This window comes from Janthinobacterium foliorum (assembly GCF_978021625.1).
In genome coordinates this window covers 1-14,891 of the sequence record NZ_CDXDQE010000007.1, presented here as the reverse complement: position 1 = coordinate 14,891, position 14,891 = coordinate 1, and the positions used below count along the sequence as shown (strand labels likewise).

The 14,891-nt window shown below is 64.1% G+C and carries 9 protein-coding genes; 6 read left to right on the top strand and 3 right to left on the bottom strand.

Features of this window, described 5'->3' with window-relative positions:
* Positions 1-344: 344 nt before the first annotated feature.
* Positions 345-728, bottom strand: coding sequence for a hypothetical protein (locus tag ACZ92H_RS15685; RefSeq protein WP_465050251.1), 384 nt, complete (start codon positions 726-728; stop codon positions 345-347).
* A gap of 365 nt (positions 729-1,093) precedes the next feature.
* Here ACZ92H_RS15685 and ACZ92H_RS15680 point away from each other — a divergent pair, with 365 nt between their 5' ends.
* The 6 genes from ACZ92H_RS15680 to ACZ92H_RS15655 all read left to right on the top strand — a co-directional run bounded on the left by ACZ92H_RS15680 (position 1,094) and on the right by ACZ92H_RS15655 (position 7,857).
* Positions 1,094-1,672: an acyl-homoserine-lactone synthase gene (locus ACZ92H_RS15680; protein WP_465050252.1), complete on the top strand. Its 579-nt coding sequence runs from the start codon at positions 1,094-1,096 to the stop codon at positions 1,670-1,672.
* 71 nt (positions 1,673-1,743) lie between these two features.
* Positions 1,744-2,079 (top strand): hypothetical protein, encoded by a 336-nt coding sequence (locus ACZ92H_RS15675; RefSeq protein WP_465050253.1) that lies wholly within the window; start codon positions 1,744-1,746, stop codon positions 2,077-2,079.
* Positions 2,080-2,081: 2 nt separating this feature from the next.
* Entirely contained in the window at positions 2,082-3,050 is a 969-nt protein-coding gene (locus tag ACZ92H_RS15670) for an acyltransferase domain-containing protein (RefSeq protein WP_465050254.1), read from the top strand.
* Complete coding sequence (locus tag ACZ92H_RS15665) at positions 3,016-3,834, top strand: 4'-phosphopantetheinyl transferase family protein (protein ID WP_465050255.1); 819 nt, start codon at positions 3,016-3,018, stop codon at positions 3,832-3,834. The genes ACZ92H_RS15670 and ACZ92H_RS15665 overlap by 35 nt, the downstream gene beginning before the upstream one ends.
* Before the next feature lie 18 nt (positions 3,835-3,852).
* A complete protein-coding gene (locus ACZ92H_RS15660; RefSeq protein WP_465050256.1) occupies positions 3,853-5,268 on the top strand; it encodes a carotenoid oxygenase family protein in 1,416 nt (471 codons plus the stop codon).
* Positions 5,269-5,325: 57 nt separating this feature from the next.
* The gene (locus tag ACZ92H_RS15655) at positions 5,326-7,857 is read left to right on the top strand and encodes a DEAD/DEAH box helicase (protein ID WP_465050257.1); all 2,532 of its coding nucleotides are present in this window, start codon (positions 5,326-5,328) and stop codon (positions 7,855-7,857) included.
* A gap of 21 nt (positions 7,858-7,878) precedes the next feature.
* Here ACZ92H_RS15655 and ACZ92H_RS15650 read toward each other — a convergent pair whose 3' ends face one another.
* Both ACZ92H_RS15650 and ACZ92H_RS15645 read right to left on the bottom strand, forming a co-directional pair.
* On the bottom strand, positions 7,879-8,646 hold the full coding sequence (locus tag ACZ92H_RS15650; RefSeq protein WP_131370524.1) for a helix-turn-helix transcriptional regulator: 768 nt from the start codon (positions 8,644-8,646) through the stop codon (positions 7,879-7,881).
* Positions 8,647-8,943: 297 nt separating this feature from the next.
* On the bottom strand, positions 8,944-14,891 hold a 5,948-nt coding region (locus ACZ92H_RS15645), incomplete at its 5' end, for an SDR family NAD(P)-dependent oxidoreductase (RefSeq protein WP_465050258.1).

Below are 14,891 nucleotides of genomic sequence, written 5' to 3'. Positions count from 1 at the left end.
ATTCCCATTCGATGGTCAATGAGGTGGCTAAGCGCTTGATTTTTCGCCGCTTTCCGAGCCATTCAGTTACCGATACCATCAACAATACCCTCATCAGAAAAATCCAGCATTGCCGGTTTGTCATGCCAGGATCAATGAAACCAGTCCGCGCACTATTTGCCTACAGGACTCGCCATTCAAGACGGCATCTGACTCCGCCCCCGAATATTATTCCCAACACCCAATGGCAGACTAATACAATTCCATCAAAGAAAAATAACTAAGCAATGCTGAGATCGTGTCTGAATGGCAGACCTGACCCCGCCTCCGTGACCCCGCCTCCGTTCCCAACACCCAATGGCAGACTAATACAATCCCATCAAAGAAAAATAACTAAGCAATGCTGAGATCGTGTCTGAATGGCAGACCTGACCCCGCCTCTGAATGGCAGACCTGACCCCGCCTCCAAATCTGATTGGCAAGTCTGCGACTTCCATCATTCCTGGATCAATATTGATAATCGTTCGCAAGCTCACCAATTGCATGTTATCGATTGCGCAGCCACCACTTCGCCTGCGATACTGCCATTGGCGTCCCTTTTCCGCATCATATTGATGAATTACCTGCAAAATTGAATACCCCTCAAGCGTGACATATCTGGCTACTACAGCAATAGTCTTTTTTCCATGTGCAATTTTTATTGCATCATCCTCGGAAAATGGCAATGCATCTAATTTATCGCGATTCACTTTCGTCGTTCACTGATAAAATGCCATTTCCCTCTCGTATTGCGCCTGCATTAACCGGCCAGCCATGAACTTCATGTCATTAATGCCAGCGATTCAATCGTAAAACCCCGCATTCACGAATACATCGATTTCATTTCAATATATCCACCATGCCAAAGAGTTTTATATATTCCTCAATAGCAATAAACATGCATCCGTTCTTCCCGCTTATGCCGGCCCTGCGCGCGCAGATCCTACATGAGCATGTAGTTACGACACCATGGCGATCATTCTATATTCAAGCCTGACATACAGGAGTGTTCACCATGGATATCGTAGCGATTAAAAGAGGCAGTATCTTTCTTTCAAACTCTGACGAACAGGAAATGTTTCGATTACGTCACTCCATGTTTCGGGAACGGCTGGGATGGGATGTCCACACGCAGGACGGCATGGAATTCGACGAGTATGACCTGCTCAATCCCCTGTACATGCTGGCCAAGGAAGGCAACACCTTGCATGGCTGCTGGCGCATGCTGCCGACGACGGGACCGAACATGCTGCGCGACGTGTTTTCCGTGCTGCTCGACGGCGAGGCCCCTTGCGGCGGGGACATCTGGGAACTGAGCCGCTTTGCCGTGCGCAAGCAGGACTCTGCCACGTTCGGCCTCAGTCTGCTGCCGCTACAAATGATGCTGCATGTCGTGCGCCTGGCGCGCAAGTATGGCGTCAACCATCTGGTGACGGTCACCACGCCGGCAATGGAACGCATGCTCAAGCATGCCAACATCGTGCCGCGCCGGCTGGGACCCGTGGTGCCGATGGGGGTGGCGCGCGCGGTGGCGCTGTGGATAGAGGCCAGCGATGCCACGGAATCGGCCCTGGTGCATGCCCTTGCCCAGCGCGAGGAAAAGCACCAGGCTTCCTACTGCCAGCCTGGCATGGCGATCACCATTTATGACTGAACAGCAGCGCCCGGCTGCGTCTTTTCCGAGGTGCCAGGCGCGGCTGTTGCGCAGATGACGGAGGCAAGAAAATGGATTCCCGCTATTACGTGTTTGGCGCTGGCCATGCAGCCGGGCAATTGTCGTACATCGGCCTGTGCGATTGCCGGCCAGACCAGCACAAGGAAGACATACTGCGCAGCCTGGCCCATGGCGAAAGCGGCCATCTGGCCGCCTGGACAGCGGAAATGCGGCAACGCAGCGAATCGGAGCTGTTCGTCATTGAGGACTACCCCACCCGCAGCGAAGCCGAGGATGCCGTGAGCTTCTGGCGCAGTTATTACCGCTGGCTCGGTTTTGACTTGCTCTCCGGCGACGCCGCCGCCATTGACGTCAAGGCGCATGTCGCCATGTCCCCGATAGGATAACCATGCCAGCCATCCCCACCGTATTCATGTTCTCAGGACAGGGATCGCACTATTTTCATATGGGAAAGAGCCTATTTGAGCACAATGCCACGTTTCGCCGCTGGATGCAGGATATGGATCAGTTCGTGCGCAACAGCGGCGGGCAGAGCGTGCTTGACATCCTGTACGACGAGCGGCGCGGCAAGGGGGAATCCTTTGACCGGACGTTGCTGACCCACCCTGCCATTTTCATGGTCGAGTATGCATTGGCGCAAGCCGTGATGGAACAGGGAGTCATGCCCGACCTGACGCTCGGCGTGAGCCTGGGCGCGGCGACTGCAGCGGCCGTTTCCGGATGCATCAATGTGGAAGACGCGCTCAAAGCGGTGATGATGCAAGCGCACGCGCTGGAACAGCACTGCCTGCCGGGCGGCATGGTCGCCATCCTGAGCAGGCCCGACACCCGCGTGCTCGAGGATTTGAGCGCGGAATTCGAGATCGCCTCCATTAACTTCGACAACCATTTTGTGATAGCGGCGCAGCGCGGCAGCATGGCCGCCATCGAGGCCGTGCTGCGCGAACGCCAGCTGACGTTCCAGGCCCTGCCGGTATCGTTCGCTTTCCATTCGCGCTGGATCGATGCGGCCCAGCCCTGCATCGAGCGCGGCCTGGCTGCGTTGCCGCAGAGACCGGCGAAAATTCCCATGGCATGCTGCGCCCACGGCCGCGTCCTGACGCAGCTGTCGGCCAGCTATTTCTGGGAAGTGGCCAGGAAGCCGATCCGCTTCCAGCACACCATTGCCGAGCTGGAAAAAAACGCACCTTACCGCTATCTCGATCTCGGGCCGGCGGGAACACTGGCAACATTTTTGAAATACACGCTCAAGCCCGATTCCGGGTCGGTCGCGCAAGCGCTGATGTCGCCCTTTGGCGGCGAAGTGCGGCACCTAGCCGCGCTTGGCGCCACTGCACCGCTGGCGCAAGGGGCCTGATATCGCTCCCCTGCTCACCCTGGATCGCGCCCGTATCGATGTGTGGAGCACCCATCTGGACGATGTGCGCCAGCCCGTGCTGCTGCAGCGCTATTGGCCGCTGCTGGCGGAAGCCGAACAGGTGCAGGCGCGGCGCTTCCATTTTCCTGCGGACCGGCACCGTTACCTGGTGACGCGGGTGCTGCTGCGCACCGTGCTGTCGCGCTACGCGCCGGTCGCGCCAGCGCAGTGGCGCTTTTCCTGTAATGCCTACGGCAAGCCTGCCGTCGCCAATGGCGGGCTACAAGCGGCAAGGATCGCATTCAATCTCAGTCACAGCGGCCATTTGGTGGTCCTGTGTGTCAGTTGCGATCAAGCGCTGGGCATCGACACGGAATGCCTGGATGGGCGCACGCCCTGCCTGGACACGGCGCAGCACTATTTCTGTGCCGAGGAAGCGCTTGCGTTGGCGGCCTGTCCGGCTCAGCACCGGACCGAGCGTTTTTACCGTTACTGGACATTGAAGGAAGCCTATGTCAAGGCGCGCGGCATGGGCATGTCGATTCCGCTGAACCAGTTCAGTTTTGGCTTTGGGGCCGGCGGCCATATCGCCATGCACGTGCGGCCTGCGCTGGGCGATATGGCCGCGCGCTGGCGTTTCTGGCAGTGGCAGCAGGCAGCCGCCCTGGTGGCGGTGTGCGCGCCAGCCGGCACGCCGCAGCCACAACAGCTGACACACAAACGCATCATTCCGATGCTGCAAGAGCAGGTGTCGGAGGATATCTGCGCAACGACCTCTTTCTGACGCCTGCGGCGCTTGAACATGCATAGCAACCCTTACCTGCAGGGCAATTTCGCCCCTGTTGCGAGCGAAACGAACATCACCGGGCTGCGCCTGACGGGCCGGCTGCCTGCGGGCCTGTCAGGCACGCTGTGCCGCGTCGGACCCAATCCCCAGTTTCCTCCCCGCGACGCCGACTATCATTGGTTTGCCGGGGATGGCATGCTGCACGCGTTCGACATCCGCGACGGCCGCGTCGCGTACCGCAACCGCTGGATGCGCACGCCGAAATGGCGTCTGGAACATGGCGCGGGGCAAGCGCTGTTCGGTACCTTTGGCAATCCGCGGACCAGCCATCCCGTTACCGCCGGCCTGTGCAGCGGTACAGCAAACACCAACGTCATATGGCATGGCCGGCGCCTGTTCGCGCTGGAAGAGTCCCATCAGCCCTTCGAACTCGATGCCGACTCCCTGGCATCGAAAGGGCACCAGGATTTTGGCGGCAGACTGCACGCTCCGTTTACGGCCCACCCGCGGGCCGATCCGCGCAGCGGCGCCCTGCACTTCTTTGCTTATGCCGCTGACGGCGCCGGCCAGCCAGGCATGCTGGCCGGCGTACTCGACCCCGATTGCCGGCTGACACGGCTGGAAACTTTTCGCGCCCCCTATGCGGGCATGGCGCATGACTTCCTGCTGACCGAACACTTCGCGCTCTATCCGGTGATGCCGCTCACGGCCAGCATGACGCGCGCCATGCAGGGCCTGCCGATGTTTGCCTGGGAGCCAGGCAGGGGCACGCACGTGGGCATCATGCGCCGCGATGGCACGCAGCGCAGCATGCGCTGGCTGGAAACCGAGGACTGCCATGTTTTCCATTTCATGAACGCCTGGGAAGAAGGCGATTGCATCGTGGCGCATGCGATGCAATCGGACGTCGCGCCCGGCTGGGCAGATGCGCGTGGGCGCATGGGCGACCCGGCCCGGATGGTGGCGCGGCTTTGCCGCTGGCGTATCGACCTGCGTAGCGGAAAGATCCAGCGCAACTACATCGATGACCTCGCCGCCGAATTCCCACGCTTCGACGAACGCTACGCGACCATGGCGCATCGCGCCGGTTTCTATGCCTGCCATGCGGACGCGCTGGCGCGCGATCCCTATCAGAACCTGCTGTTCGGCTCCCTGGCGCGGATTGACCTGCACAGCGGCAAGCGCACGCTGTACACCTTGCCTGATGGCGACGTCATTTCCGAACCCGTCTTCGCGCCGGCCGCCAGCGATGCGCCGGAAGGCCAGGGCTGGCTGCTGGCCGTGGCCTGGCGCGCGCGCGAGCAGCGCAGCGAGTTGTTGATACTGGACGCGGAAAACCTGGAGGCCGGTCCGCTGGCGACGGCAGCGCTGCCATGCCGCGTGCCGTTTGGATTTCACGGCAACTGGCGGGCTGACCTTCCTGCCGCTTGAGAGCGCGGCCCTTGGGCCCTGGCCCGCGCCAATACACGAGACGAATTGAGAGAGAGTATGAGTGAGATTGCCCCCACGGCGCCGGTGCGCCGCGCCGCCATCGCGCCTCGCGAAGCGCTGGGCCGCTTCCGGCCACGCCTGAGTCTGCGTACCCTGAGCCGCGGCGATGGCTTGCTGGGCTTGCGTCCGGCCGGCCTGTTTGCCCCGCGTGGCAGCAATGTGACGGTGGCACAGATCGACTGGACCTATGCGACGCCGGACGGCTTGCGCTGGGAAACGCCCGCTCCGACATCGTTGTACGCCAGCGAGTCCGATCTGACCCAGGAACTGCTGGATCCGCAGGGCGAATGGCTGCTCATGCGCCGCAACGTGCATGCCGAAACCGACGCGCTGGAACAGATCCGCAATCTGGGCATGCATCCGCTGCCTGACGACGCGCTGCAGTGGCGCGCCGGCGGCATGGCGCCGTCCATGCAATGGTGGTCGCTGCTGCAGGAAGAACTGTTCGGCGACTTTTGGGCTGACAACCTGCCCCAGCTGCAGGCCCAAGGCTGGACTATTGTCGTCCATCCCGGTTTTGCACACGAAAGCGTCCCCGTGGAAGCGTGGCACCTCATCGTCGATCCGGAAAGCGGCGAAGTGCTGGGGCGCGAAGTGGCCGCACGCCTGCACGGGCGCAGTGCAAGCCTGGCCGGCGGCAGTGGTCCGGGCAAGGCTGAATGGTGGCTGCTGACCCTGGGCGTGGACATTGACGGCGAGTCGTTTGATCTTGCGCCAATGCTCGCCGACCTGCTGCGCCGCGACCAGCGCTGGCTGGACCGCAAGCAGATTGCCGCCATCGATGCCCATGCGCGCATCTCCCTGCGCGCGCCCGGCGGCAAGCGCATCGATGCGCTGGCGGCCCCGCTGAAGGCCATTGTCACGGCCATGCTCGATCTGCTGACCGATCCCAAACGCAAGCCGGGCGCGCTGCGCCTGTCGCCATGGGATGCGCAGCGCCTCGACGAGCTGGGCCTGGAATTGCTGGACGCGGATGCCGCTTGCGGCGGCGCGCAGGGCAGCCTGCGGCTCCAGGGCGGCGAGGACCTGCGCGCCCTGGCCCAGCGCCTGCGCGGCAGCGGCGCGCCGTTGCCCGTGGCAGCGCCGGCGGGCCTGGGCATCACCCTTCGGCCATACCAATTGCATGGCCTGTCCTGGCTGCAGTACCTGCGCGAACACCGGCTGGCGGGCATCCTGGCAGACGACATGGGCTTGGGCAAGACGGCCCAGGTTGTCGCGCACCTGTTGGTGGAACAGCAGGCTGGCCGCCTGGACCTGCCCGCGCTGGTGGTGCTGCCCACTTCGCTGGTATTCAACTGGCAAGCCGAAATCCGGCGCATGGCGCCCAGCCTGCGGGTACTGGCCCTGCAGGGGGCGAAACGGGCCGGGGACTTTGCGCGCATCGCGCAACATGACGTCATCCTGACGACCTATCCGCTGTTGTGGCGTGACCTTGATGTGCTGGCGCCGCAGCCTTTTCATCTGCTGATCCTGGACGAAGCGCAGACGGTGAAGAACGCGGCCGGGCGCAGCGCCAGCGCGGTGCGCCGCATCCAGGCCCGCCATCGCCTGTGCATGACGGGCACGCCGATGGAAAACCACCTGGGCGAATTGTGGACGCAGTTTAACTTCCTGATGCCAGGCTTCCTGGGCGATGCGCGCAGTTTTGCCCGCCTGTGGCGCAAGCCCATCGAAGAGAACGGTGAAACGCTGCGCGCAGCCTTGCTCGCCCAGCGCATCCGGCCGTTCATCCTGCGCCGGCGCAAGGACAACGTCGCCACGGAGTTGCCGCCCAAGACGGAGGTGATCAAGCTGCTGCGCCTGGAAGGACGCCAGCGCGACCTGTACGAGAGCGTGCGTGTGGCCGCCGACAAGCAGGTGCGCAGCGTGCTGCAGCGCCGCGGCTTTACCGGATCGCAGATCCGCATCATGGATGCCTTGCTCAAGCTGCGCCAGGTCTGTTGCGACCCCTTGCTGCTCAAGGGCGAGGCGCCCCCCAAAACCATCGAAAGGGCCAAGATCGACATGCTGCGCGACATGCTGCCCAATCTGGTGGCCGAAGGACGCCGCATCCTGATCTTTTCGCAGTTTACGGAAATGCTGTCGCTGGTCGAAAAGGAACTGGACGCATTGCAGCTGGGCTGGCTGTCACTGACGGGGAAAACCCCGCCAGCCCAGCGCGGCGCCCTGGTGGCCCGCTTCCAGGGCAAGACGGTGCCCATCCTGCTGGTCAGCCTGAAGGTTGGCGGCGTGGGCCTGAACCTGACGGCGGCCGATACCGTCATCATGCTCGATCCGTGGTGGAATCCTGCCGTGGAAGAGCAGGCCATCGCGCGTGCCTACCGCATTGGCCAGGACCAGCCCGTTTTCGTCTACAAGCTGGTGGTCGAAGGCAGCATCGAGGAACGCATACTCGAATTGCAGGCACGCAAATCGGCGCTGACAGAGGACATCCTGGGCAGCGACGCGGCGCTGGCGCCCAAATTCGATGCGGCCGAACTCAATGCCCTGCTGGCCCCCCTGGGTTCCAGCATGGCTGCCATCGCCTGAGCCGGCCGCAGTCGCCTGGCCTTACAGCAAGCCGCTGGATATCGCTTTCAGCACGGCCTGGTGGCGGCTGGTGACATCAAATTTGTGCAGCAGATTGCGTACATGGTGGATCACGCCATGCTCTGAAATGCCCAGCACCCTGGAAATTTCCCAGGTGCTCTTGCCGGCCGCGATCCACTGCAGCACGTCATTTTCGCGCTTGGTCAGCCGTGGCCCGGCCGTCTGGCAGTTCTTGACGATCTTGCTCATCACCTCGTGGGCCAAGGTCGCCACCAGCGGACCCCACATGAGCATTTGCTGGATATGGCCGCGCGCATCGTCGCTTCTGCTCGACAGGGAAAGGCTGAGCATGGAAACGCCGCCATCCTTGTTTTGAATCGGGAACGTGACGCCGGCGAGCAGGCCATAATGATGGGCCTCCTCGCGGAACGCCTGCTGGCTGGCGTTCCCATACATCTGATCCGTCCAGATAAACGGCACTAGCGAGCTGAGCGAATGGGTCACCGTCGGATCGACGCCCGCATATTCGCTTTGGTCGTACTGCGCACGCCATTTCCCATGATAGTTGGATTCGACTTTTTCTACCTTGACGCTGCCGGAGGTGCGGAAACGCCCGCCGAACAGAAAGGAATCAAATCCCAGTACCTGGCTCAGATGCTGGAGTTCGCCATGCAGCTGGGCACTGGTCGCGCAATCACTGAGGCGCATGACGTTCGACAGCAGTTCTGAGCTGTCGAAGGCTGCACTGTGCCGTTCGCAGCGGATCTCTTCATCGCGCAATTTCATCATGTAGTGGATGTAACGAAATGGGGGAATGAAATATCAGTCGGACAGCACAGGCGCATGCGGCCTGCGGACCTAAGTTGTCTGTATTTTAACACCATCATTCAGCGATGTTGCACAAATAACTGAACAGGAACATCCCTACTTCCAAGAGGGAAAAGCAGCGCCGGGGCGCGGGTCGCGCGCGGCTGCCTGGCCATCCGTGCCGGCGCTGCGCGCGCATGCGCGCGGGGTGCCAGCCTGGCCGACGTGAATGCCACGCGGGCTTGCCTTCCGCCAGGCACGGCGGAAGGCAAATGGCGTCTAGGCGGCCGCCGGATGGGCCGCCGCCGGTGACTCAGGGGTGCCTGCGCCAGGACTGCCGTAAAACTGTTGCATGGCGGCGAACTGTTCCTGCAGCAAATAGCCTGTCAGCTTGGCGATCGACGGGAAGCCGAAGAACACAATCGGCGTGATGTCGACACCATAATGCGTGCTGAGCAGTTTGGCGAAGGAAGCCAGGCTGATTGAATCGAAGCCGAATTCGACCAGGTGCCGTTCGACATCGAGTTGTTCGACGGGGAAAGCCAGCAACTGGTTGACGCACTGCTTCAGGTCGTACTCGATGCACTGCGCCAGATCCAGGCCGCTCAGCGCCGCACTGCGGCTGGCCGACGGTGCCGTGGGCGAGGCCAGCGTTGCCACCGGCGGCGCGATCGCATGCGCCAGGCCCAGGGATGGATAGACGCGGTCGCTGCGTCCCATCATGACCATTTGCTGCGCCGTCGGCTGTGCCAGCAGGCGCTCGAACATGGCGATGCCTTCGTCGTTGCCCAGCGCCCGCTGGCCACCCAGCATGAGGAACATCTTGGTCGCGTCGCCATACGCTTGCCCCATGCCGCCATCCTTCCAGAATGGCCAGTTGATGGCGATGGCGCGTCCCTGGCGCCGCCCTGCCGCGCGCAGCGCGTTGCGGTGCTCGGTGTACGCCATCTGGAAGCGGTTGGCAATGGCATAGTCGCATGTGCCTATATCGCCCATGATTGCCGAGACAGTCGAGAAATAGCAGACGAAATCCAGGGGCTCGTCCTGCAGCACCTCGTCGAGCACCAGGGTGCCATCGATCTTTGAATCGAGTACCGACTGGAAGCCGGCCATGTCCTGGTGCACGATGGTCTGTACGCTGACGATGCCGGCCGAGTGAATCACCCCATCAATCGATGAAAACACCTCGCGCGCGCGCTGCACCCCCGTGCGCATCGCTTCGCCGTCGCGCACGTCGGCCTGGAGGTACAGTACCTTGCCGCCCAGCCGCTCCAGCGCCTCGATGCGTTCGCGCTTTGCCTCATCGAGCGGCGCGCGTCCCGTCAGGATGATGTTGGCTGCGTAGGCACGGATCAGATGCTCGGCGAACACGTAGCCCAGTCCGCCCAGCCCGCCCGTGATCAGGTAAGTGGCGCCGGACTTGAGCAGGCTCGGCTGCGCCTGCAGCACCGTCGGCCGTATCTGGCAGACCTGGCGCCGGCCTGTGTCGTAGCGGACGCTTTTCATCTTCTCTAGCTGCAGTTCTTGCCACAGCAGGGGCACGCACGCCCCCATGTCGGCGACGGGACCGGCCATGTCCAGGGCGACCGCGGCGACCTGGGTATGCGGCAAAACGATGCCGATGGAACGCTCAAAACCGATCCACGACTCGACATAGCAGCGGTCCAGCGGCGCATACTCGCAGCCGGCCAGCAGCAGGCGAGCCACCTCCAGGCGGCTGGAAGCGATCGCTTGCAGAATATAAACGATATGCCGGTAGTCGCGCAGGCATTCGCTGTCCTCCAGGCTCCACAGGTACAGCATGGCGCCGATCTTGCCATGCGCCTTGCCGATGGCGTCGAACGCCAGCGCATAGCTGGCCGGATCGGCAGCATCGATCCAGTACTCCCCATCCGGCGCCGGCGCCGCGGCGTCGTGCAGGGCGGCGCGTCCCACGAACACGACGCGCGCGTCGGCCTCCAGTGCGTGGATCGCCGCGCTTATGGCCTGCCGGTCCGCCGTCCGCGACGCCAGGCAGACCACGGTGCCCATCTGCGCGGCAGCGGACGGCGCGCAGGGCTGCTCCTGCCAGCGTTCCTCGAAGGTCATGCTTTCGTTCCAGTCCGGCAGGGCGGAGCGCGCGGCTTCCGCTTGCGGCGCAGGCGCAGGCGCCGCCCAGTAGCGTTCCCGGGAAAATGGATAACCCGGCAGACTGATGCGGCGCGGCGCAGGCTGGCCAAACAGGCTGTGCCAATGCAGCGCGTATCCCTGGCAATACAGGTCCGCCAGCGCCATCATCCTGTCCTGCATCTGGTCCAGCGTGCCATGCAGCGCGCTGTCGTGCCTGGTCAGCTCATCCGCGTACTGCTGCAGCATCACCTGCGGCGTGAAATCGCGTGCCACCTTGCCGTGGAAGACATGCGGCGTTTTTTCACCGTCGAGCGCGCGCGCCAGCACCGCCTGCGCATCGTCGCGGTCGCCAACCACGAGCGCACAGCGGTACATGAAATGCTGCCTCCCCTCGAGCAGGGTATGGCATATGTCGGCCAGGGCATGGCCGGCATGCATGCCATCGGCCAGGCAGGCGTGCACGTCGCGCAGCCTGTCCTGCAGCGCGCTCTCCGTCTTGGCCGATAGCACCAGCAGATGGTGCGGCGACGGCGCTGATACCGCGGGCCTGGCTTCCTCATGGCTTTGCAGTACCACGTGCGCGTTCGTGCCGCTCATGCCAAAGGCACTGACCGCGCCCATGCGGGCCTGGCCCTTGCTGGCCCGCCACTGCTTGTTGCGCTTGTTGACATAGAACGGGCTCTGCTCCCAGCGGATATAGCTGTTCTCGCGGGCGCAGTGCAGGCTGGCTGGAATCGTCTGATGGCGCATGGCCTGAATCAGGCTGATCAAGCTGACCAACCCCGATGCCGCCAAGGTATGTCCAAGGTTGGGCTTGACCGAAGTCAGCGCGCAGAAGCCTGTCTTGTCCGTGAAGGATTTGAACGTCTCATACAGCGCATTGACCTCTACTGGATCGCCCAGGCGCGTGGCCGTGCCGTGCGTCACGATGTAGTCGATGCCGTCCGGTGCAATGCCGCTGCGCTCGTACAGGGAACGCAGCAGGTCCGCCTGCGCCGCGCCGCTGGGGGCGGTGATGCCATTCGTCTTGCCATCGTAATTGATGCCGCTGGCGCGGATGATTGCATGGATCGGATCGCCATCTGCCTGGGCCTGCGACAGCCGCTTGAGGACGACAACGGCGACCGCTTCGCCAGGCACCATGCCGTTGGCCCGCTCATCGAACGCATAGCAGCGGCCATCGGCCGACAGCATGCCTGCCTGCCCCATGCGGCCATGTCCCGCGTCGGTCAGCATCAGGCTGACACCCGCAGCCAGCGCCGTGTCGCATTCTCCCGCCCGCAAACTCTGGCAAGCCTGGTGCAGCGCGACCAGTCCGGAGGAGCAGGCCGTATTGATGGCCATTGCAGGTCCGCTGGCGTTGATGAAGTAGGCCAGCCTTGCCGCCAGGATGGCGTTGTGGTTCGACGTGATGCCCGCATCGCCCTGCGCCAGCAGCTGGTAGTCGCCCTCTTCCACGCCGACAAAACTGCCCAGCCGGCCGGCACGCAGCTGGTCCGGGCCGTAGCCTGCATTCTCGAGTGCATTCCAGGCTTCCTGCAGCAGCAGGCGCTGGCGCGGGTCCATCGCCTGTGCTTCCTTGGGCGAAATGTCAAAGAACAGGGGATCGAACTCGCTCACGCCCGGCACGAAGCCGCAGGGCTGGCTGCCCGCATTCCACCCGCCGGGGCGGTCGTCGGGCGCGGCGCGCAGCACTTCCTTGCCGTCCAATAAGATCTGCCACAATTCGTCCACGTTGCGCGCGCCGGGAAAGCGTCCGCTCATGCCGATGACGGCGATGGCTTCCTGCGCGCAGGCGCCCGGCGCGGCAGGCGCGGCCCTGTATCCCTGGCGCCGGCGCGCAGGCAGCGCAGCGGCTGCGGGCACGCCTGTGGAGACCGGCGCTGCCGCTTGGGGCAGCGCCGGCGCTGGCGCACCGGCGCAATCTTCCGCATACAGGGCAGCCAGCGCCGCGGCATGTTCCTGCGCAAGATGCGCGGCCAGCTTGTCCAGGGTGGGAAAAGTGAAAAATACCGTCGGCAGCAGCGTGATGCCGAAACAGGCACTGATCGTGCCGGCAAAACGCGCCAGGCTGACCGAATCAAATCCGAAATCGGCCAGGTTCTGCTGTCCCCCCATGCGCTCGCTGCCGAGCTGCAGCAGTTCGCCGGCAAGCCGCTTCAGTTCGATGCCGACGCACTGCTGCACGCTCAAGCCGCGCATGCCGCTGCGCCGGCCAGCCGTGGCGCCTGTCGCCGCCACGACGGCGACAGCGGCGACGGCCGTGCCAGGCTGATGCGTCGCAGCGGGTGCAAAGAAGCGCTGCAGCCTGTCCGGCTGGCCGAACAGCACCAGATGCTGGCCCGCGTGCTGCGCCAGCAGGCGTTCCAGCAGCGCCATGCCGTCGGCCGTTTCCAGCGCGCGCTGGCCGCTGCTCTGCAGATAAAGCTGCGCCGCGCCTTCGGTGCCGCCCATGCCGCCGTCCTTCCACAGCGGCCAGTTGACCACCACGGCCTTGCCGGCCGTGCCGCAGCGCGCCTGCCATGCCGCGTGCGCCATCTGGAAACGGTTTCCCACCGCATAGTCGCAGGAGCCAAAATCGCCGAGCAAGGCGGCGGCCGACGAGAAATGGCACACGAAGTCCGGCGCGTCATCGAGAAAAATATCGTGTAATACGAGCGTCCCGGCCACCTTCGGCGCCAGTACCTGTTCGAACTGCTCCAGGGTGGTGTCGGGCAAGGCGGTCCGGCCTTCCAGGCCGGCAGCATGGAAGACGCCGTCGATGCGGCCGAAACGGGCGCGGGCATGGGCCAGCCCCTGTTGCATCTGCGTCAGGTCGGCCACGTCCGCCTGCACGTACGCGACCTGCGCCCCCATGGCTTGCAGGATTGCCAGGCGGCCGTGCAGACGCGCATCCGGCGCCGAGCGGCCGCTGAGGATCAGCTTGGCCCCATATGCCGCTGCCAGATGCTGGGCCAGCAGGTAGCCCAGGCTGCCGCCACCGCCGATAATCAGGTAGGTCGCGCCTTTTTTCAGCAGTGTCGGCAGCGTCGCATCGAGAGGAACCGGACGCACCTGCGGCACGTGCCGCACGCCGTCCCGGTATTCCACGCAGTCAGTGGCGCCGTGCGCCTGCTCCGCCCACAGGCGGCGGCACCACGCGGCAGCATCGAAGGGCCCGCCCTCCAGCTGGCCGACGACGGCCAGGCGCGTATGCGGCAGCACGCTGCCCAGCGAGCGCGCATAGCCTGTCCAGGATTGGGCATGGCAGCGCAGTACGTCATCGCCATAGGCGGCGGCAAGGAGCACGCGCCGGCAAACCAGCCCGGTAGCGGCAATGGCTTGCAGCGTATGCACGATGGGGCCGTGGTCGCGCATGCAGGCAGCGTCCTCCAGCGGCCACAGATACAGCAATGCATCGATCTCGCCGCAGGCGTCGCGGATGGCGGCGCAGGCAGCGGCGTAACTTGCCGGCACGCCGAGGCTGACCGCGTGGACATCCGCGCCCGCTCCCTGCGTTGTCTGCGAGACAAACACCACGCGGCACCGTGGCGCGAGCTGGCGCAGCGTATCCCGGATGCTGCGCTGGTGCGCCGGTACGGAAGCGAAGCACACCACCACGCTTGTCTCGGCACCGCCTGTCTCAGGCAAGTCCAGCCGCTGCCAGCTTTCGGCGAAGGTCATGATTTCACAGGCATTCTCCGGCGCGGTGGAATGCGGCGGCCCTTCCTGCATCGCCACCCCTGTCAGCCGCACGCGCACGCTGCCATCCGGATCGCACAGGTCGATATCGAGCTTGCGCGCGCGCGCGTCCGCCTGGTCAGGCGCACGCGTGCGCACCAGCGCCCACATGCTGGGACCGCATTCGCCCAGCACCTCCAGGCGCTCCAGGCCGAACGGCAGCGGCGCGCCGCGCGCCGCGCCCAGCGACAGCCCGACCGGCGCCTGCAGCGCCGCATCGAGCAGGCTCGGATGCAGGCCATAGGCGCTAGCCTGCGCCGCCTGCCCCGCCGGCAGCTCCAGCCGCGCCAGCACCTGTCCCTGGCCCACGTACAGCGTGTGCAGTGCGCGCAGGGCCGGACCATACGCCAGCCCCAGTTCGCCAAGCGCGGCGTAGCACTGCCCGGCCGACAGCTCGG

Bases quoted from the DNA above. Each gene is read 5' to 3' on its own strand.
- ACZ92H_RS15680 (WP_465050252.1), top strand. From the start codon at position 1,094: ATGTTTCGATTACGTCACTCCATGTTTCGGGAACGGCTGGGATGGGAT.
- ACZ92H_RS15675 (WP_465050253.1), top strand. From the start codon at position 1,744: ATGGATTCCCGCTATTACGTGTTTGGCGCTGGCCATGCAGCCGGGCAA.
- ACZ92H_RS15670 (WP_465050254.1), top strand. From the start codon at position 2,082: ATGCCAGCCATCCCCACCGTATTCATGTTCTCAGGACAGGGATCGCAC.
- ACZ92H_RS15660 (WP_465050256.1), top strand. From the start codon at position 3,853: ATGCATAGCAACCCTTACCTGCAGGGCAATTTCGCCCCTGTTGCGAGC.
- ACZ92H_RS15655 (WP_465050257.1), top strand. From the start codon at position 5,326: ATGAGTGAGATTGCCCCCACGGCGCCGGTGCGCCGCGCCGCCATCGCG.
- ACZ92H_RS15650 (WP_131370524.1), bottom strand. From the start codon at position 8,646: ATGATGAAATTGCGCGATGAAGAGATCCGCTGCGAACGGCACAGTGCA.